The organism is Streptomyces sp. R-07 (genome assembly GCF_049913175.1).
Taxonomy (GTDB): domain Bacteria; phylum Actinomycetota; class Actinomycetes; order Streptomycetales; family Streptomycetaceae; genus Streptomyces.
Genome location: NZ_CP183978.1, coordinates 933,819 through 951,617, shown reverse-complemented (window position 1 = coordinate 951,617; position 17,799 = coordinate 933,819). Strand labels below are relative to the sequence as shown.

Genomic DNA, 17,799 nt, shown 5'->3' with positions numbered 1-17,799 from the left:
ATCTTATCCGTCCGGGTCTCTGCCCGAACGTGCCGGAGATGAACATCAGCCCCACTCGATCTCCTCGCAGCCGCGCACGGCGTCGGGCCCGCCGGAACTGCACACCAGTCCACTTCCCTCGGATTGGACTTGGTCCGGTCGTGATTGGCGCCCCTAGGGTCTCGGTATGCGAATCCACGTCGTAGACGCCTTCACCGACAAGCCCTTTGCCGGAAACCCCGCGGGTGTGTGCCTGCTCGATGCCGGAGACTGGCCCCCGGTCGCCTGGATGCAACAGACCGCCACCGAGATGAACCACTCGGAGACCGCCTTCGTGCGGCCGCTCCCCGACGACGAGAGCGCCGACTGGGAGATCCGCTGGTTCGCCCCACTCGTCGAGACCAATCTGTGCGGCCATGCCACATTGGCCACGGCGCACACGCTGCGGCGGGAGCGGGGGATCGTCGGCGCGATGCGCTTCCGCAGCCGGTTCAGCGGCATCCTCACCGCCCACGCACACGAGGACGGCAGCATCACCCTGGACTTCCCGGCCGCGCCCGGCACCGAAGTCCCCGTGCCGACAGGCCTGTCGGAGGCTCTGGGGGTGAAGCCGGAGGCCACCTTCCGCACCGGTGCGCTCGGTGACCTGTTGACCGTCCTGCCCGACGAGGCCACCGTCCGGGCCGTGACCCCCGACCTCGACGCGACAGCCGACCTGACCCGCCGTGAAGGCCTGCGCGGCGTCATCATCACGGCCCCTGCGTCCGGACCCGGCCTGGAACACGACTTCGTCTCCCGCTTCTTCTCACCCGCCGAGGGCATCCTCGAGGATCCGGTCACCGGCAGTGCCCACACCGCTCTGGCCCCCTACTGGTCGGCCCGGCTCGGCAGCAGCCGGCTCACCGGCCTTCAGGTGTCCGCCCGCACCGGGCTCGTCAGGACCGCCGTGCACGGTGACCGCGTCCATCTCACCGGGTACGCCGTCACCGTCCTCGACGGAACCCTGCACGTCTGACCGGCCGGCCCGTCGAGCTCCCGAGGATCGTGCCTCTTCGATGGTGAGGCCGACTGAATGGATAGCCTGGGAAAATGCTTACCGAAGTGACAGCGACCCGCTATGTCACGCCCTTGCGTGAGGGCGGCTCGCTCCCCGGGATCGTCGAGGCCGACGACTCCGGCACGTACGTCATGAAATTCACGGGCGCCGGCCAGGGCCGCAAGACCCTGGTCGCCGAGGTCATCTGCGGCGAGCTCGCCCGCAGGCTCGGCCTGCGGGTGCCGGAGCTCGTCACCATCCAGCTCGACCCGGTCATCGGGCTCTCCGAGCCCGACCAGGAGGTGCAGGAGCTGCTCAAGGCGAGCGGCGGGCTCAACCTGGGCATGGACTTCCTGCCCGGCTCGCTGGGCTTCGACCCGCTCGCGTACGAGGTCGACCCCCGGGAGGCCGGCCGGGTCGTCTGGTTCGACGCGGTGATCAACAACGTCGACCGGTCCTGGCGCAACCCGAACATGCTCGTCTGGCACGGCGACCTGTGGCTCATCGACCACGGCGCCACCATGATCTGGCACCACAACTGGCCGGGCGCCCAGACCTCCGCCGCGAAGCCGTACGACGCCTCCGACCACGCGCTCGCCCCCTTCGCCCCGGACGTCGCCGCCGCGGCCGCCGAGCTCGCGCCGCTCGTCACCCGCGAGCTCCTGGAGGCGGTCGCCGCCGACGTCCCCGACGAGTGGCTCGTCGACGAGCCGGGCTTCGACAGCACGGACGAGGTGCGCGCCGCGTACGTCGGGGCGCTGCTGCCGCGCGCCGCCACCATCCACGAGCGGATCACGCTCGGACCGCGCACCGACGGCCGGCCGCAGCAGCCGCCCGGCTGGCTCGCCGAGCGCCTCGCGCCCCGGACGCACTCCACCGAGAAGGACAGCACGACGTGACCGACCGCGATGTCTTCGAGTACGCGCTGCTGCGCGTCGTGCCGCGGGTGGAGCGCGGTGAGTGCTTCAACGCGGGAGTGGTCGTCTACTGCCGCGCCCGGTCCTTCGTGGCCGCCCGTACCCATCTGGACGAGGCCAAACTGAGTGTGCTCGACCCGGCGGCCGACGTGACCGGGGTGCGGGCCGCGCTGCGCGCCGTCGAAGGGGTCTGCCTGGGCGGTGACGCGGCGGGTCAGGCCGCGCGCGACGACGCGGGGCGGCGCTTCCGCTGGCTGATCGCGCCGCGCTCCACGGTCGTGCAGCCCGGCCCCGTCCACACGGGTCTGACCGCCGACCCCGAGGCCGAGGTGGAGCGGCTCCTCGACCTGCTCGTCCGGTAGGGCCGGGCGAGTGACCTGGTGCACCCGGTGGGCCGTTGACACCGGGTGCCAGGGCTTCTAGCGTCTCGTTCTGCGGACGATACTAAGCGGTCGCTCATGTGCGGGACGCAGGAGCGGCGACCGGTCCGGCCGCGACCAGGGACGAACCAAGGGCGAGGAGAACCAAGCATGTCCACCACCGAGCAGCGCGTAGCCGTCGTCACGGGTGCCGCACGGGGTATCGGCGCGGCCACCGCGCTCCGCCTCGCGGCCGAGGGCCGCGCCGTCGCCGTACTCGACCTCGACGAGGCGGCCTGCAAGGACACCGTCGAGAAGATCACCGCCGCGGGCGGCACCGCTCTCGCGGTCGGCTGCGACGTCTCGGACAGCGCGCAGGTGGAGGCCGCCGTCGCGCGGATCGCCGCCGAGCTCGGCGCGCCGACGATCCTCGTCAACAACGCGGGCGTGCTCCGTGACAACCTGCTCTTCAAGATGTCCGAGTCCGACTGGGACCTCGTCATGAACGTCCACCTCAAGGGCGCCTTCCTGATGGCCAAGGCCGTCCAGAAGCACATGGTGGACGCGGGCTTCGGCCGGATCGTCTCGCTCTCCTCCTCCTCGGCGCTCGGCAACCGCGGCCAGGCCAACTACTCGGCCGTCAAGGCGGGCCTGCAGGGCTTCACCAAGACCCTCGCCAAGGAGCTCGGCAAGTTCGGCATCACCGCCAACGCCGTCGCCCCGGGCTTCATCGTCACCGAGATGACCGCGCAGACCGCCGAGCGCGTCGGCATGGGCTTCGAGGAGTTCCAGGCGGCCGCCGCCTCCATGATCCCGGTGCAGCGGGTCGGCCGCCCCGAGGACGTCGCCCACGCGATCGCGTTCTTCACGGGCGACGACGCCGGCTTCATCTCCGGCCAGGTCATGTACGTGGCCGGCGGCCCGCTCAACTGACCCGTCGGCATCGGCATCCAGAGGAGACGGACATGACCGCACAGGAACGGCCGGAGCTCTCCGGCAAGGTCGCCCTCGTCACCGGCGCCAGCCGGGGCATCGGCTACGGCGTCGCCGAGGCGCTGGTCGCCCGCGGTGACCGGGTCGTCATCACCGGGCGCGGTGAGGAGGCCCTCAAGGAGGCCGTGGAGCGGCTCGGGGCCGACCGGGCCATCGGCGTCCCCGGCAAGGCGCACGACGAGGCTCACCAGGCCGCCGCCGTCGAGGCGGCGATGGACGGCTTCGGCCGTCTGGACTTCCTCGTCAACAACGCCGGCACCAATCCCGTCTTCGGGCCCATCGCGGACCTGGACCTCGGAGTGGCCCGCAAGGTCTTCGAGACGAACGTGATCTCCGCGCTCGGCTTCGCCCAGCGGAGCTGGCACGCCTGGCAGAAGGAGCACGGCGGGGCGATCGTGAACATCGCCTCGGTCGCCGGCGTCTCCGCCTCGCCCTTCATCGGCGCGTACGGAATGAGCAAGGCCGCGATGATCAATCTGACCCTCCAGCTGGCGCACGAGTACGCGCCGCTCGTGCGGGTCAACGCGATCGCCCCGGCCGTCGTGAAGACGAAGTTCGCGCAGGCGCTCTACGAGGGCCGTGAGGCGGAGGCGGCCGCCGCCTACCCGCTCGGTCGGCTCGGCGAGCCCGCGGACATCGGTGGCGCGGCCGCCTTCCTGACCTCGTCCCAGTCGGAGTGGATCACCGGCCAGACGCTCGTCGTCGACGGCGGCATTTTCCTGAACGCCGGAGTCGGGTGACCGATAATCGGACACTTTCCGGATTTCGTGTCCGGATTGACCCCGGTTATCTATTGAATGCCTCAAGTGCCCCGTCAGACTCGAACATTGACCTGGCGGGGTGCTGCGGTATCGTCGGCCGACCCCTGGCTGAACGAGGAGCGTGCACGTGTTCAACCGGACCAGTCTGCAGGCCGCTGCAGCCCTTGTGTCCATATCCCTGGTAACCGGATGCGGTGTCTTCTCGGACAGTGAATCCGCCGGGGATCAGAGAATCACCGTCGGTACGACGAGTTCTCCCACCACGCTTGATCCGGCCGCTGCCTGGGACAATTCCTGGGAGCTTTTCCGGAATGTCTTCCAGACCCTGGTGGCTTTCCCGACCGGCAGCACCACCCCGCAGTCGGACGCCGCCGAATGCAAGTTCACGGACACCTCCAGCCGGGTCTTCGAGTGCAAGCTCGTGGAGGGCCTCACGTTCTCCAACGGGCACAAGCTGGACGCCACGGCCGTGCAGTACTCGATCGAGCGCATCCGCACGATCAACCACAAGGGCGGCCCCAACGGCATGCTCGGCTCGCTCGACAAGATCGACACCGTCGGCGACCGCACCGTCGTCTTCCGGCTCAACAAGCCGGACGCGACCTTCCCCTTCGTCCTCGCCACTCCCGCGATGTCGCTGGTGGACCCGGCCGAGTACCCGGCCGACCAGCTCCGCAAGGACGGCAAGATCATGGGCTCCGGGCCGTACGTCCTGGACTCGTACACCGAGCGCGAGAAGGCGGAGCTGACGAAGAACCCCACCTACAAGGGCTTCGCCGACCGCAAGAACGGCGGCGTCACGATCCGCTACTTCGACGACTCCGACGCCATGGTCGCCGCCCTCCGCAAGAAGGAGATCGACGCCACCTACCGCGGCCTCACCGCCGAGGAGGTCGTCGCCCTCCAGGAGGACAAGCCCGAGAACAAGGGCCTCCAGATCGTCGAGTCGACCGGCGCAGACATCCGCTACCTGGTCTTCAACACCCAGGACGAGTCCGTCGCGAAGCTCCCCGTCCGCAAGGCCATCGCCCAGCTCGTCGACCGCGACGAACTGGTGAACAAGGTCTACCAGGGCACCGCCGAGCCCCTGTACTCGATGGTGCCCAAGGGCATCGCCGCCCACACCACCAAGTTCTTCGACCGCTACGGCTCGCCGAGCCAGGAGAAGGCGAAGAAGATCCTCCGCAAGGCGGGCATCACCGAGCCCGTCGAGCTGGACTTCTGGTACACCACCGACCGGTACGGCTCCTCGACGGCCGCCGAGTTCACCGAGCTCAAGCGGCAGCTGGAGGAGTCCGGCCTCTTCAAGGTGACCCTGCACGGCAAGCCCTGGAAGGAGTTCCAGGCGGGTTACCAGAAGGGCGAGTACCCGGTCTTCGGCCGCGGCTGGTTCCCCGACTTCCCGGACCCGGACAACTTCGTCGCCCCCTTCGTGGGCAAGGAGAACGTCCTCGGCACGCCCTACGAGAGCCCCCGGATCACCAACGAACTGCTGCCGAAGGCCCGCCGCGAGAGCGACCGCGGGACCGTCACGGACGAGTTCGTGGAGGCCCAGGAGATCATGGTCCAGGACGTCCGGCTGCTGCCCCTGTGGCAGGGCAAGCTGTACATCGCGGCCGGCGAGGACATCGGCGGCGGCGAGCGCGCCCTCGACCCGCAGACGGTCATGCAGATGTGGGAGCTGAGCCGCCGGGCCAGCTGGTAGACGACCCCGGTCAAGGCCCGCGGGGGCCACTGTCAGTGGCCCCCGGTAGGTTCTCGGACGGAGCAACAGGAACGTCCACCGGAGGTTGAGACCGTGACCGACACCAGCATGCTGCCCGAGTCCTGGCGGGGTGTCCTCGGCGAGGAGCTGCAGAAGCCCTACTTCGCCCAGCTCACCGAGTTCGTCGAGGAGGAGCGCGCCAGGGGACCGGTCTTCCCGCCGAAGGACGAGGTCTTCGCCGCCCTCGACGCCACCCCGTACGACAAGGTGAAGGTCCTGATCCTCGGTCAGGACCCCTACCACGGCGAGGGACAGGGCCACGGCCTCTGCTTCTCCGTCCGCCCCGGCGTGAAGACCCCGCCCTCCCTGCGGAACATCTACAAGGAGATGCAGGCGGAGCTCGGCCACCCCATCCCGGACAACGGCTATCTGATGCCCTGGGCCGAGCAGGGCGTCCTCCTGCTCAACGCCGTCCTGACGGTCCGCTCCGGCGAGGCGAACTCGCACAAGAACAAGGGCTGGGAGAAGTTCACGGACGCGGTGATCACCGCCGTCGCCTCCCGCCCCGACCCCGCCGTCTTCGTCCTGTGGGGCAACTACGCGCAGAAGAAGCTGCCGCTCATCGACGAGGAGCGGCACGTCGTGGTCAAGGGCGCGCACCCCTCGCCGCTGTCGGCGAAGAAGTTCTTCGGATCGCAGCCCTTCACCCAGATCGACGCGGCCGTCGCGGCCCAGGGACACGAGCCGATCGACTGGCGCATCCCGGACCTCGGCTGAGCCTCGGCCCGATCCGGGCCGGGTGCGGCTAGCGTCGTCACTCCCAGTGGGTGAGCGGGTGGAGGTCGCGGTGACCGAGCAGCAGCAGGTGTCGGACGACGGAGTCATGACCAGGATCGGGCAGGCCATGATGCTGCTCCACGGCGGCGACCGCGAGGAGGCCCGCAACCGCTTCGGGGTGCTGTGGCAGCAGATCGGCCCGGACGGCGACCCCCTGCACCGCTGCACCCTCGCGCACTACATGGCGGACGCCCAGGACGATCCCGACACCGAGCTGGCCTGGGACCTCCGGGCGCTGAGCGCGGCCGAGGGCCTCGCCGAGGAGCGGCTCGCCGCGCACGACTCGGCGGCCGCCCTCCGGGCGCTCTACCCCTCGCTCCATCTGAACCTGGCCGCCGACTACGTCAAGCTCCAGCGGCTCGACGCCGCGCGGGTCCATCTGGACCGGGCCCGCGCGGCGTCGGACCACCTCGACGACGACGGCTACGGGAGCGGTGTCCGGGCCGCGATCGAGCGCCTGGAGCTACGACTCAGGGGCGCGTGACGGGGTGCGTCACGGGGCGCCCTGGCCGGGCGTACGACGGGGTACGTGACGGGGCCGGGCCGTACACCGGGGGCTCACCGGCCGTACGTGCCGTGGCAGATCCTGGCCTGATCACTGCCGGGGTCCCAGCCCCCGTACCGCTCGCCCAGGTCGCAGACGTCCGCCCGGGAGACGGGCGGGTTCTTCGGCAGCCCCCTGAGCTCGGGGAGTCCGGGAAGGTCCGGTCCGGCCGCCGGACGCGAACGCTCACGCTGCCGCGGTACGGAGTCGGGGTGCGGGAGCTCCGGCCCGGGAGGCGTCGCCGCACGCCGGTGCCGCCCCGCCGGAGGTGACGCGCGGGGCGCGGCCGACGGCGGGGGAGAGGGGAGCGCCGCTTCGAGGGCCTCGCGGGCCGGGCCCTCGACGATCTGCGGTGCCACGTCCTGGGCGGGGCTCACGGTGTCGGCCGCGGGCGCGGGGGCGGGGGTGGGCGCCGACGGCGGGGCGTCCACCGAGACGCAGCCCGCCAGAGCGGCGACCGCCGCCCCGACCAGGATCTTCGCTGTGGTTCGGGTTCCATGCACCCGCGCAACTCTGCTGGGCCGGAAGGGATCTTCGCGCCCCTACCGGCGGGGAATGCCCCGCACGGGTGGGTCGCGGGCCCGATCTTGACCCGCGCCCCCGTCGCCGGTCGCGCCGGCCGTCAGTCGCCGGTGGCGCCGTCGATCCGCTCGCGGACGAGGTCCGCGTGGCCGTTGTGGCGGGCGTACTCCTCGATCATGTGGAGGTAGATCCACCGGAGGTTGAAGGTGCGGCCGGTGCGGTGCTTGCCCACGCCCAGGTCGTCGAGGTCGTGGCCGGCGGCGAGGGTGCGCGCGTGGGCGATCTCGGCCTGCCAGGTGGCGTAGGCCTCCTCGTAGGTGTCCTCGTCCGTGACGTTGATGTCCCGGTCGTGGTCCTCCTCGGTCTTGTAGATCCAGGGCAGGTCCTCCCCGGAGAGGACCTTGCGGAACCAGCCGCGCTCGACCTCGGCCATGTGCCGGACGAGGCCGAGGAGGTTGAGGTCCGACGGCGGGGCGGACGGGGTGCGCAGCTGGGCGTCGTCGAGCCCCTCGCACTTCCTCGCGAGGGTCACGCGGTGGAAGTCGAGCCACTGCTCCAGCGCCTCGCGCTCGCCCGTGGTGGTGGCCGGGTCGACGCGCGGGACGGTTTCGGTCTCTTCGGTGGTCATGCGGCGCATCGTCCCCCATGATCGCGGGCGACGCCAGCGGTTTCGCGGCCGGCGGGGGGTGCAGGGTTCGCGGCCGGGTGGGGGATCGGTTCGCGGTGGGCGGGGAGGCGGGTTTCGCGGTCGGCTCGAGGTGGGCTCACGGATGACGCGAAACCGGCTCGCCGCTTGCCTCAGGGGCGGTCTCCGAGCATGCCGCGCAGCAACTCGTCGAAGCCGGAGCGCAGTTCCGCGCGGCTCGGCACGGCCGCGTGGAAGGAGCCCGCCGCGCAGGAGAACATCAGCCCCTCGCTCCAGGCGATCAGGGAGAGCGCGTGCCGTTCGGGCTCCGGCGAGCCGGCCGCCGTCATCATCGCGATCAGCGGGGTGTGGAAGACCGATCCGGCCGAGTCGAAGAAGCTCCGGAGCTCGGGGCGGCGGGTGGCCTCCAGGGCCAGCTCGTAGCGGGAGACCAGCAGCGAGCGGTGGTCGGTGAGGTAGCGGTGCAGGGCGAGGGCGAGCGCGTCGACGAGCGCCTCGCCGCCGCTCTCCGGGCCCGGCAGTTCGTGCGGGGTGAGCACCTCGGACTCCCGCTGGACCTGGCGCCGTACGGCCGCCTCCAGGAGGGCCTGGCGGGTGCGGGCGTGATTGGACGTCGAGCCCTGCGGCAGGCCCGCCCGCTCGTCCACGGCGCGGTGGGTCAGGCCCCGCATCCCCCGCTCGACGAGGAGGGCGAGGGCGGCGTCGCCGATCCGCTCGGCGCGGGAGGCGGGGGACTCCGGGGCCGGGGTCCCGGCGATGGCTGCGGTCATGGGGACAACCTACTACCGGCGGGACTACACCTGTAGTACGGTCACGGTGTCGGGCTCACTACACCTGTAGTTGCCCGCCGTCCTGATCCGAGGAGCAGCCATGGAACAGCACCAGCACCGTGCCGTCGTCGTCGGAGCCGGCATCGGCGGACTCACCGCCGCCGTCGCCCTCCACCAGCGCGGCTGGCAGGTCACCGTCCTCGAACGTGCCACCGACCTCACCCCCGTCGGCGCCGGCATCGCCCTCGCCCCCAACGCGCAGCGCGCCCTCGACGTCATCGGCCTCGGCGACCGCGTCCGCGCGCTCTCCGCCTGGCAGGGCGACGGCGGCATGCGCGTCCCCGGCGGCCGCTGGCTCGCCCGCACCGACGCCAAGGCCGCCGCCGCCCGATTCGGCGGGCCCCTCGTCCTCCTCCACCGCGCCACCCTCGTCGAGATCCTCACCTCGGCCCTCCCCGGGGGCGTCGTCCGCACCGGCGTGGCCGCCACCGTCACCGACCCCGGCGACGACCACCGCCCCGCCCGCGTCACCACCTCGGACACCGGGACCGGGGCCCGCAGCGAACTGGAGGCCGAACTCGTCCTCGGCGCCGACGGCATCCACTCGGCGACCCGCAGGACGCTCTTCCCCGACCACCCCGGCCCCCGCTACTCCGGCAGCACCAGCTGGCGCGTCGTCGTCCCCGCCCCCGCCCGGCCCTTCGCCCCGCACGAGACGTGGGGCGCCGGCAGGCTGTGGGGCAGTCAGCCCCTCAAGGACGGCCGGGTCTACGCGTACGCCATGGCCGTCGCGCCCGCCGGCGCCCACGCGCCCGACGACGAGAAGGCCGAACTGCTCCGGCTCTTCGGGGACTGGCACCACCCCGTCCCCGAGATCCTCGCGGGCGTCGACCCCGACCGGATCCTGCGCCACGACGTCCACCACCTGCCCGACGCGTTGCCCGCCTTCCACCGCGGCAGGGTGGCCCTTCTCGGCGACGCCGCGCACGCGATGATGCCGAGCCTCGGCCAGGGCGGGAACCAGGCGGTCGAGGACGCCGTCGTCCTCGCCCACCACGCCCGCACCGCCCCGGACTTCATGCCGGGCCGCGCGCTCGCCGCGTACACCGCCGACCGCCTGCCGCGCACCACCGCCATCGTCCGCAAGGCCGCCCGCACCGGTGCGCTCACCATGCTCTCCGCCCGCCCCGCTGTCGCCCTGCGCTCCGCCGCCGTCAGCGCCGCCTCCCTCTTCGGGCCCGGCCTCGCCCTGCGCGGATTCGACGGCATCTGCGACTGGCACCCGCCCGTCGACCCGGGCACCCCCGCCGAGACCGGGACCGAGACCGAAGCCGAGACCGAAGCCGGGACCGAAGCCGAGACCGAGGCCGAGACCTCAGCCGGGACCGAGGCCGGGACCGGGCCCGAGGCCCGGACCGAGGCCGGCACCGGGACCGATGCGGCGACCCGCCCCAAGTAAGCTGACCTGCGCGTACGGCCGTTACGGCCATGGCCTGCGAACGACGACAAGGGAGACACCGTGAAGGTTGGCTGCATCGGACTCGGCGACATCGCGCAGAAGGCCTACCTTCCCGTCCTCAGCACCCTCCCCGGGGTCGAACTGCACCTCCAGACCCGCACCCCGGCGACCCTGGAGCGGGTGGCCGGCACCCTGCACCTCCCCGCCGACCGGCGCCACGCCGACCTCGACTCGCTGCTCTCCGTCGGGCTCGACGCGGCCTTCGTCCACGCCTCCACCGCCGCCCACGCCGAGATCGCCGGCCGGCTCGTCGAAGCCGGCGTCCCCACGTACGTCGACAAGCCCCTCGCGTACGACTACGCCGACTCCGCGCGGATCGTGGAGCTCGCCGAGAAGCACTCGGTCAGCCTCGCCGTCGGCTTCAACCGGCGCCTCGCCCCCAGCTACGCCCAGTGCCTCGACCACCCGCGCGAGCTGATCCTCCTTCAGAAGAACCGCATCGGCCTGCCCGAGGACCCCCGCACCTTCGTCCTCGACGACTTCATCCACGTCGTCGACACCCTGCGCTTCCTGCTGCCCGGCGAGGTCGAGCACATCGACGTCCGCGCCCGGATCCGCGAGGGCCTCATGCACCACGTGGTGCTCCAGCTCTCCGGCGACGGCTTCACCGCCATCGGCATCATGAACCGGATGAACGGCTCCACCGAGGAGATCCTGGAGGTGTCGGGGCAGGACACCAAGCGCCAGGTGCTCAACCTCGCCGAGGTCATCGACCACAAGGGCCAGCCGACCGTGCGCCGGCGCGGCGACTGGGTGCCCGTGGCCCGGCAGCGCGGCATCGAGCAGGCGGCCGTCGCCTTCCTCGACTCGGTACGGGACGGCCGGGTGCTCAGCGCCCGCGACGCGCTGCTCACCCACGAGCTGTGCGAGCGCGTCGTCCGCGAGGCCCTGGCCCAGGCCGGCTGAGCGCGCCCGCGCCCTCGGCGGCGCACACCGCGCCCACCGTCGCCATCGCGCCGTACAAGGGCCAGTCGCCCCACCGCTCATAGCCCGTCGTCGTGTCCGAGAGCGGCAGCTCGCGCACGACGGCCGCACTCGCGTCGGTGCCGAGCACCGGCCCGGCCAGGCGCCCGTCGGGACCGTACGCGGCGCTGATCCCGGTCAGCGTCGCGTGGACGACGGGACGGCCCGTCTCCGCCGCCCGCAGCGCCGCGAGCGAGGCGTGCTGGGCCGGTGCCCAGCTCTTCTGGAAGGTACTGGTCGACGACTGCACGACAAGCAGGCCGGCGCCGTCACGGGCGAGGCGGCGGCTCATGTCGGGGAAGGCGGACTCGAAGCAGACGAGCGGCCCGACGCGGAGCGGCGGCGCACCGGCCTCGCGGGCGGGCAGGGCCATCACGACGGGACCCGCGCCGCGCCGCCGGTCCTCCTCCGCCGCGCGGCCCGCGGACGTCACCCAGCCGAGGACACCGCGCGCGGGGACGTACTCGCCGAAGGGGACGAGCCGCATCTTGTCGTAGCGGTCGCCCGTGAGCCCCGCAGGGCCGACCAGGACGGCGCTCTTGTAGATGCCGGGCCGATCGGCGCCCCGCGCGTCCACGTTCACCAGGAGCGGCGCGTCCACCGCCCGCGACAGCGCGGCGAGCCGGGCCGCGAGCACCGGGTCACCCGCCGGGTCGGCGCCCACCCCGCTCTCGCCCCACACGACGAGGTCGAGCCGCTGCCCGGCGAGGGAGCGGGTCAGCGCCTCGGCCCGGGCCAGGCGCAGCGCGGGCCCGTCGGGGCCGCCGAACACGCCGGGCTGCACGAGGCCGACCCGTACCGTCCCGCTCTCGCGGGGGACCGGTATGCCCCAGGCCGCCGTCCCCGTGACCAGGGCGCAGCCGGCCAGCCCCGCGACCCCGAGGAAGCGCAGCCCGCGTGCCGTCACCAGCAGGACCACGGACGTGTTCACCGCCACCACCAGGAGGCTCACCAGCCAGACCCCGCCGACCGAGGCGAGGCGCAGCGCCGCCGGGACCTGCCACTGGCTCGCGCCGAGCAGCCCCCACGGGCCGCCGAGTCCCTCCCAGGAACGGGCCAGTTCCACCAGCAGCCAGCCCGAGGGCACCGCGAGCAGCGCCGCGGCTGCCCGGAGCGGCGACGGGGTGCCGCCGAGCAGCGCCCTGACGAGCCACCCCCAGGGCAGCCACAGCAGGCCGAGCAACGCGGCGAGCGGAAGCAGGAACACGTGCAGGCTCGGCAGCAGCCAGTGGTGCAGGGCCAGCATGAATCCGAGGCCGCCGAACCAGCCGTCGAGCCCGGCCCGGCGGGCGTCCGGCGCGGTACGGATCAGCGACAGCCACGGTACGAGCGCCAGGCAGGCCCACCACCAGAGCCCGGGAGCGGGGAACGCGAGCGCGGGCAGGGCGCCGCAGCAGACGGCGAGCAGCGAACGCCAGGCCCCGCGACCGGCGCGGCGGCGGTCGCCGGGGACGTCGCTCCGGCCCGTGCTCCGGCGGCCGCCGCTCGGGCCCGAGGCCTGGTCGGCCGGGTCTCCGCGGCGGCTCACGAACGGACCACGCATGACGTGCCTCCCGTCGACGCTTCCAGTGTCCGCGCTCCGGACCACCCCGGGGCCGTACGCCCTCAGCGGGAGCTCCGGATGCCCGCACCGTCGTACGCCTTCAGCCGGCGCTCCGGATACCAGTGCCGCTGTACGCCTTCGGCCGGAGCTCCGGACGCCCGCAGTGCCCTACGCCCTCAGCGGGAGCTCCGGACTCCCTCGGGCCGTCCGGCGTCAGCGGTGATGGCGCCAGCGTTCGTCGACGACGACCGAGGTGAGCCGCCAGCCGTCGGCGGTGCGGCGGGCCCCGAAGGCGTAACGCCCGCCGCACACGAAGTCCTCGCCGGAGGCGAACCGCATCGGGTTGACGTAGTCGGCTCCGATGTCCGCCCGGTCGCCGGTCTCCGGATAGCCGCCCGGCTCCCGGAACCGCACGCGCCGGTTCACGATGAGGTGCTGGCGTACGGGAAACAGGGGCATCGTCTCGGCGAGCCAGTCGGCGACCTCCGCCGCCGAGCCGTCGATCCCGCCCGAGCCGCGGTAGTCGGCCCTGCCGTCCGGGGCGAACAGCCCCCGGTAGGCGCTCCAGTCGCCGTCGTCCACGGCCGCCGCGTAACCGGTGATCAGGTCGTCGAGGGCGATGCGGTCCATCACGGTCGCGAGGTCCACGCGCTGCGTCATCGGCTCAGTGTCGGGCAGCGGGCGCCCGGGGCCAAGGGGCGTGCAGGGACTGGTGCGGCTCCGGTCATACTGTCGGCCATGCGCGTGAACATCGATCCTGACCTGACCGACCGCACCTCCTTCTACCGGCTGCTCACGGCCACCGTCGTGCCCCGCCCGATCGCCTGGGTGTCCACGACCTCGGCCGACGGGACGGACAACCTCGCCCCGCACTCCTTCTTCACCATCTCCTCGGTGACGCCGCCGGTCGTGCAGTTCACGTCGGTCGGACGCAAGGACTCGCTGCGCAACGTGGAGGAGACGGGGGAGTTCGTGGTGAACCTCGCCCCCGAGGGCCTCTTCGAGCGGATCAACGCCACGGCCACGGACTTCCCGCGCGGGGTGAGCGAGTTCGACGCCTGCGGCATCGAGCGGGAGCCGAGCCTGCGGGTGAAGCCGCCCCGGGTCGCGCTGTCTCCGGTGGCGCTGGAGTGCGAGCTGCACAGCACGCTGCGGATCGGCGACTCGACGGTCGTCTTCGGCCGGGTCGTGCACGCGGCGGTCGACGAGGCGGTCATGGTCGACGGCCACCCCGAGATGACCCTGATGCGCCCGCTGACCCGGCTCGGCAAGAACGAGTGGGGCACCCTGGGCGGCATCGAGGAGATCGCCAGGGTGCCCTACCGGGCCTGACCCGTCAGCCCGCGGACTCGCCGGCGTGCGGGCTCAGCACGCCGGCCGAGACCAGCACGATGAGCAGGATGCCGAGCACGATCCGGTAGATCACGAACGGCATGAAGGACTTCGTGGTGATGAACTTCATGAACCACGCGATCACCGCGTAGCCGACGGCGAAGGCGATGATCGTGGCGAAGATCGTCGGGCCCCAGGAGACGCTGCCGTCCTCCGCCGCGTCCTTCAGCTCCATCCCGCCGGACGCGAGCACCGCCGGGATGGCGAGCAGGAAGGAGTAGCGGGCGGCGGCCTCGCGGGTGTAGCCCATGAGCAGACCGCCGGAGATCGTCGCGCCCGAGCGGGAGACGCCCGGAACCAGGGCCATCGCCTGGCAGACGCCGTAGATCAGGCCGTCCTTCACGCTGAGGTCCCTGAGCGTCTTGCGTTCGCGCGCGGCCCGGTGCCGCCCGCCGGCCTCGTCGCGGGCCGCGAGCCGGTCGGCGATGCCGAGCACGATGCCCATGACGATCAGCGTCGTGGCCGTGAGCCGCAGGTCGCGGAAGGGGCCCTCGATCTGGTCCTTGAACGCGACGCCGAGGACACCGATCGGGATCGAGCCGACGATCACCAGCCAGCCCATCTGGGCGTCGTGGTCGGAGCGCATCGTCTTGTCGGTGAGGGAGCGGAACCAGGCCGTGACGATCCGCGCGATGTCCTTGCGGAAGTAGATCAGGACCGCGGTCTCCGTGCCGATCTGGGTGATCGCGGTGAAGGCGGCGCCCGGGTCGTTCCAGCCGGCGAAGGCCGCGGTGAGACGGAGGTGCGCGCTGGAGGAGATGGGAAGGAACTCCGTCAGCCCCTGGACGAGTCCGAGGATGAACGATTCGAACCAACTCATGGGGCTAGGGCCGTCCCGTTTGTACGTGTGCGGTCAGAAGGTCGTGCGCAGCGTACCGTCCCAAGATGACGGGCCGACGGCGAGGCCTCCCGCGCGGTCCGGGCCCGCTGCGGTCGGGCCTCCCGGACGGTCCCGGCCCGCCGAGGTCAGGCCTCCCGGCTGGCAATCGGGCCCTTCGTCGTCCAGCCCGGTGTCTCGTCGAGGCGCTCTGACCCGTCGCCCAAGGGCCCGATCCGAAAGACGCCCCCTAGGGCCTGTTGTGAAAGTGGATCGTCTGTCAGACCTGCCTGGCAGGCTTCGCGCATGGAGATGACAGTGCAGCTGACGATCGACTGCTCCGATCCGCAGAAGATGGTGGCCTTCTGGGCCGAGGCCCTGGGCTATGTGCCTGAGCCTGCGCCCGACGGGCATGCCACGTGGCGTGCTTATTGGGCGGCGATGGGGGTGCCCGAGGAAGAGTTGCCGGCCGGCGCCGGGGACATTCCGGAGTCGATCATCGATCCCGAGGGACGCGGGCCACGGGTGTGGTTCCAGGAGGTTCCGGAGCCGAAGGCCGCCAAGAACCGGTGGCACTTCGACCTGAAGGTCGGTGGGGGCCGTGACGTCCCACTCGACGTCCGCATACAGCGGGTCAAGGCTACGGTGGAGCGGCTGGTCAAAGCCGGCGCCACCGTGCTGCGGATCAAGGACGATCCGGATGCGGGGTTCTACGCCGCCGCCATGCAGGACCCCGAGGGCAACGAATTCGACATCGTCTGAGGGGCGTTGGAACGGTGCTGGTCACAGCCATTCGTTGATGGCTGCGACCAGGACGGTTGCTTCGTAGCGGACGGCGAGTTTGTCGTATCGGGTGGCGACGGCCCGGCGGCGCTTGAGGCGGTTGATCCCGCACTCGACCGCATGCCGCTGCTTGTAGTCGTCCTTGTCGAACTTCGGCGGCCGGCCGCCGTGCGAGCCGCGCTTGAGCCGGTTGCGGACACGGTCCGCCGGGACCGGGATGGTGGCCTTGATGCCGCGTCTGCGCAGGTAGGAGCGGTTGCTGCGGGAGTCATACGCCTTGTCGGCCCGCACCCGGTCGGGTCGCTTACGCGGCCTGCCGAGCCCCAGCCTCGGTACCCGGATCGCCTCCAGGACCGGCTCAAACTGCGGCGAGTCACCCCGCTGCCCGGCCGTGATCACCACGGCCATGGGCTTCTGTCCCTGCTCGACCGCGAGGTGGATCTTGCTCGTCAGTCCGCCACGGGAGCGTCCGAGTCCGTGGTCGGCAGGCTCGACGAAGACGCCGCCGGGCGGCTCCTTCTGGAGGCCCCCCTTTTCGCCGCGCCGGCGGCGTGCTGGTGGGCCCGGCAGATGGTGGAGTCGACGTTCACGACCCAGGTGATCAGGCCCTTCGCGTCGGCTTCGGACTGGAGCCGGGTGAGGATCCTGGCCCAGGTGCCGTTGCGCTGCCAGCGCCGAAACAGGTCGTAGAGCCGGTCCCACGGCCCGTAGCGTTCTGGCACGTCGCGCCAGGGGGCGCCGGTCCGGGTCCGCCACCGTATGCCGTCTATCAGCTGCCGCCGCGTCCACACCTGCGGACGGCCCGGCTTGATACCCGTCGGCAGCAACGGCTCAAGCCGGGCCCACTGGCTGTTCGTCAGATCCCCACGTCCCACAGGACATGATCATCAACGAACAAGATCCACTTTCGCAACAGGCCCTAGCCGGTGCTGCCGACCCGCTCCCGCTCCGGCTCGGACTCCGGGGCAGCAGCCGGGACGGCGGCCCGGAGGCCGTGCCGTTTGCGCCAGGCCACCACCGCGGCGCCGAGGCCCGACAGGACGATGAACCCCGCCGAGAAGAGGAACGCCGGAGACCCCGGCGAACCGGCCTGGGCGCCCGCCACCACGTACGCCGCCGTGTTCGGCACGGAGCCGAGCGCCGTCGCCAGGAGGAACGGCAGGTACCCCATCCGGGAGACGGCCGCGCAGTAGTTGGCCGCCGCGAACGGCACCCCGGGGAACAGCCGGATCGCCAGCATCGAACGGAACCCGTGCCGGCTCAGCTGCCCGTCCGCCGCCGTCAGCCAGCGGCCCCGCACCAGCGGCCGCAGCGCGTCCTGCCCCAGGAACCGGCCGAGGGTGAACGCGATCCCCGCACCGAGCACCGTCCCCGCGAGGGCTCCCGTCAGACCGGCCGCGGAGCCGAAGAGCGCGCCCGCCGCCAGATTGAGCACCGGGCGCGGTACGAACGCCGCCGCGCACACCCCGTACGCCAGACCGAAGAGCAGCACCGCCCCGGCGCCGCTCGTGTGCGGCGGCCAGCCCGAGGCGAACATCCGCTGCGGCTCGTAGAGCACCACGAGGGTGGCCGCCGTGAGCAGCAGCAGAGCGAGCAGTGAGAGCCGCGAGCGGGGGGCCAGCAGGGCCCGGGAGCAGCGGACGGCGAGGGAGCCCGGCGGCCGGGGCACGGGAGCGAGCATTCGGGGAGAGTAACGGACGCGTCCGTAGGAGC

At 72.1% G+C, this 17,799-nt stretch carries 20 protein-coding genes; 12 read left to right on the top strand and 8 right to left on the bottom strand.

What is annotated here, in order from left to right:
- Positions 1-166 precede the first annotated feature (166 nt).
- From ACN9M0_RS04440 to ACN9M0_RS04405, 8 genes are all read left to right on the top strand, one after another.
- Positions 167-994 (top strand): PhzF family phenazine biosynthesis protein, encoded by an 828-nt coding sequence (locus ACN9M0_RS04440; protein ID WP_399699876.1) that lies wholly within the window; start codon positions 167-169, stop codon positions 992-994.
- Between the two features lie 74 nt (positions 995-1,068).
- Positions 1,069-1,914 (top strand): HipA family kinase, encoded by an 846-nt coding sequence (locus tag ACN9M0_RS04435; RefSeq protein ID WP_366039748.1) that lies wholly within the window; start codon positions 1,069-1,071, stop codon positions 1,912-1,914.
- The gene (locus ACN9M0_RS04430; protein WP_366039747.1) at positions 1,911-2,294 is read left to right on the top strand and encodes a DUF3037 domain-containing protein; all 384 of its coding nucleotides are present in this window, start codon (positions 1,911-1,913) and stop codon (positions 2,292-2,294) included. The genes ACN9M0_RS04435 and ACN9M0_RS04430 overlap by 4 nt, the downstream gene beginning before the upstream one ends.
- A gap of 168 nt (positions 2,295-2,462) precedes the next feature.
- Positions 2,463-3,224, top strand: coding sequence for a 3-oxoacyl-ACP reductase FabG (gene fabG / locus ACN9M0_RS04425; RefSeq protein WP_366039746.1), 762 nt, complete (start codon positions 2,463-2,465; stop codon positions 3,222-3,224).
- A 32-nt stretch (positions 3,225-3,256) separates the two neighbouring features.
- On the top strand, positions 3,257-4,024 hold the full coding sequence (locus tag ACN9M0_RS04420; protein WP_366039744.1) for an SDR family oxidoreductase: 768 nt from the start codon (positions 3,257-3,259) through the stop codon (positions 4,022-4,024).
- A gap of 148 nt (positions 4,025-4,172) precedes the next feature.
- On the top strand, positions 4,173-5,750 hold the full coding sequence (locus tag ACN9M0_RS04415; protein ID WP_366039743.1) for an ABC transporter substrate-binding protein: 1,578 nt from the start codon (positions 4,173-4,175) through the stop codon (positions 5,748-5,750).
- 93 nt (positions 5,751-5,843) lie between these two features.
- Complete coding sequence (gene ung, locus ACN9M0_RS04410) at positions 5,844-6,527, top strand: uracil-DNA glycosylase (RefSeq protein ID WP_399699869.1); 684 nt, start codon at positions 5,844-5,846, stop codon at positions 6,525-6,527.
- Between the two features lie 70 nt (positions 6,528-6,597).
- Complete coding sequence (locus ACN9M0_RS04405; RefSeq protein WP_366039741.1) at positions 6,598-7,071, top strand: hypothetical protein; 474 nt, start codon at positions 6,598-6,600, stop codon at positions 7,069-7,071.
- Positions 7,072-7,145: 74 nt separating this feature from the next.
- On the opposite strand, the gene ACN9M0_RS04400 is transcribed toward ACN9M0_RS04405, so the two are convergent.
- From ACN9M0_RS04400 to ACN9M0_RS04390, 3 genes are all read right to left on the bottom strand, one after another.
- Positions 7,146-7,634 carry a hypothetical protein gene (locus ACN9M0_RS04400; protein ID WP_399699866.1) on the bottom strand — a complete coding sequence of 163 codons (489 nt, stop codon included), beginning with the start codon at positions 7,632-7,634 and terminating at the stop codon, positions 7,146-7,148.
- A 119-nt stretch (positions 7,635-7,753) separates the two neighbouring features.
- A complete protein-coding gene (locus ACN9M0_RS04395) occupies positions 7,754-8,290 on the bottom strand; it encodes a DinB family protein (RefSeq protein ID WP_399699864.1) in 537 nt (178 codons plus the stop codon).
- 161 nt (positions 8,291-8,451) lie between these two features.
- Complete coding sequence (locus ACN9M0_RS04390) at positions 8,452-9,069, bottom strand: TetR/AcrR family transcriptional regulator (RefSeq protein ID WP_399699861.1); 618 nt, start codon at positions 9,067-9,069, stop codon at positions 8,452-8,454.
- Between the two features lie 100 nt (positions 9,070-9,169).
- Here ACN9M0_RS04390 and ACN9M0_RS04385 point away from each other — a divergent pair, with 100 nt between their 5' ends.
- Both ACN9M0_RS04385 and ACN9M0_RS04380 read left to right on the top strand, forming a co-directional pair.
- Positions 9,170-10,528 carry an FAD-dependent monooxygenase gene (locus ACN9M0_RS04385; RefSeq protein ID WP_399699858.1) on the top strand — a complete coding sequence of 453 codons (1,359 nt, stop codon included), beginning with the start codon at positions 9,170-9,172 and terminating at the stop codon, positions 10,526-10,528.
- A 60-nt stretch (positions 10,529-10,588) separates the two neighbouring features.
- Positions 10,589-11,494 carry a Gfo/Idh/MocA family protein gene (locus tag ACN9M0_RS04380; protein WP_426403142.1) on the top strand — a complete coding sequence of 302 codons (906 nt, stop codon included), beginning with the start codon at positions 10,589-10,591 and terminating at the stop codon, positions 11,492-11,494.
- Here the strand turns inward: ACN9M0_RS04380 and lnt are convergent.
- Both lnt and ACN9M0_RS04370 read right to left on the bottom strand, forming a co-directional pair.
- The gene (lnt, locus tag ACN9M0_RS04375; protein WP_426403141.1) at positions 11,439-13,094 is read right to left on the bottom strand and encodes an apolipoprotein N-acyltransferase; all 1,656 of its coding nucleotides are present in this window, start codon (positions 13,092-13,094) and stop codon (positions 11,439-11,441) included. The two genes, ACN9M0_RS04380 and lnt, sit on opposite strands and share 56 nt — an antisense overlap.
- A gap of 213 nt (positions 13,095-13,307) precedes the next feature.
- Complete coding sequence (locus ACN9M0_RS04370) at positions 13,308-13,754, bottom strand: nuclear transport factor 2 family protein (RefSeq protein ID WP_366039733.1); 447 nt, start codon at positions 13,752-13,754, stop codon at positions 13,308-13,310.
- Positions 13,755-13,832: 78 nt separating this feature from the next.
- Between ACN9M0_RS04370 and ACN9M0_RS04365 the strand changes: the two genes are divergently transcribed.
- A complete protein-coding gene (locus tag ACN9M0_RS04365; protein WP_366039732.1) occupies positions 13,833-14,426 on the top strand; it encodes a flavin reductase family protein in 594 nt (197 codons plus the stop codon).
- A gap of 4 nt (positions 14,427-14,430) precedes the next feature.
- Here ACN9M0_RS04365 and ACN9M0_RS04360 read toward each other — a convergent pair whose 3' ends face one another.
- Entirely contained in the window at positions 14,431-15,306 is an 876-nt protein-coding gene (locus ACN9M0_RS04360) for an undecaprenyl-diphosphate phosphatase (protein WP_366039731.1), read from the bottom strand.
- A gap of 303 nt (positions 15,307-15,609) precedes the next feature.
- Here ACN9M0_RS04360 and ACN9M0_RS04355 point away from each other — a divergent pair, with 303 nt between their 5' ends.
- Positions 15,610-16,065: a VOC family protein gene (locus ACN9M0_RS04355; RefSeq protein WP_366039730.1), complete on the top strand. Its 456-nt coding sequence runs from the start codon at positions 15,610-15,612 to the stop codon at positions 16,063-16,065.
- Between the two features lie 21 nt (positions 16,066-16,086).
- Here ACN9M0_RS04355 and ACN9M0_RS04350 read toward each other — a convergent pair.
- Positions 16,087-16,961, bottom strand: a protein-coding gene (locus ACN9M0_RS04350; RefSeq protein ID WP_426403140.1) for an IS5 family transposase whose coding sequence is annotated in 2 segments (ribosomal slippage) — positions 16,087-16,578 and positions 16,581-16,961 — 873 coding nt in all. Because the reading frame shifts where the segments join, the coding sequence is not laid out codon by codon here.
- 44 nt (positions 16,962-17,005) lie between these two features.
- Positions 17,006-17,767 carry a TVP38/TMEM64 family protein gene (locus tag ACN9M0_RS04345; RefSeq protein WP_426403139.1) on the bottom strand — a complete coding sequence of 254 codons (762 nt, stop codon included), beginning with the start codon at positions 17,765-17,767 and terminating at the stop codon, positions 17,006-17,008.
- Positions 17,768-17,799 lie beyond the last annotated feature (32 nt).

Excerpts from the sequence above, each read along its gene's own strand:
- ACN9M0_RS04440 (WP_399699876.1), top strand. The coding sequence starts at position 167 with ATGCGAATCCACGTCGTAGACGCCTTCACCGACAAGCCCTTTGCCGGA.
- ACN9M0_RS04435 (WP_366039748.1), top strand. The coding sequence starts at position 1,069 with ATGCTTACCGAAGTGACAGCGACCCGCTATGTCACGCCCTTGCGTGAG.
- fabG (WP_366039746.1), top strand. The coding sequence starts at position 2,463 with ATGTCCACCACCGAGCAGCGCGTAGCCGTCGTCACGGGTGCCGCACGG.
- ACN9M0_RS04420 (WP_366039744.1), top strand. The coding sequence starts at position 3,257 with ATGACCGCACAGGAACGGCCGGAGCTCTCCGGCAAGGTCGCCCTCGTC.
- ACN9M0_RS04395 (WP_399699864.1), bottom strand. The coding sequence starts at position 8,290 with ATGCGCCGCATGACCACCGAAGAGACCGAAACCGTCCCGCGCGTCGAC.
- ACN9M0_RS04390 (WP_399699861.1), bottom strand. The coding sequence starts at position 9,069 with ATGACCGCAGCCATCGCCGGGACCCCGGCCCCGGAGTCCCCCGCCTCC.
- ACN9M0_RS04385 (WP_399699858.1), top strand. The coding sequence starts at position 9,170 with ATGGAACAGCACCAGCACCGTGCCGTCGTCGTCGGAGCCGGCATCGGC.
- lnt (WP_426403141.1), bottom strand. The coding sequence starts at position 13,094 with ATGCGTGGTCCGTTCGTGAGCCGCCGCGGAGACCCGGCCGACCAGGCC.
- ACN9M0_RS04370 (WP_366039733.1), bottom strand. The coding sequence starts at position 13,754 with ATGACGCAGCGCGTGGACCTCGCGACCGTGATGGACCGCATCGCCCTC.
- ACN9M0_RS04365 (WP_366039732.1), top strand. The coding sequence starts at position 13,833 with ATGCGCGTGAACATCGATCCTGACCTGACCGACCGCACCTCCTTCTAC.
- ACN9M0_RS04360 (WP_366039731.1), bottom strand. The coding sequence starts at position 15,306 with ATGAGTTGGTTCGAATCGTTCATCCTCGGACTCGTCCAGGGGCTGACG.
- ACN9M0_RS04355 (WP_366039730.1), top strand. The coding sequence starts at position 15,610 with ATGGAGATGACAGTGCAGCTGACGATCGACTGCTCCGATCCGCAGAAG.
- ACN9M0_RS04345 (WP_426403139.1), bottom strand. The coding sequence starts at position 17,767 with ATGCTCGCTCCCGTGCCCCGGCCGCCGGGCTCCCTCGCCGTCCGCTGC.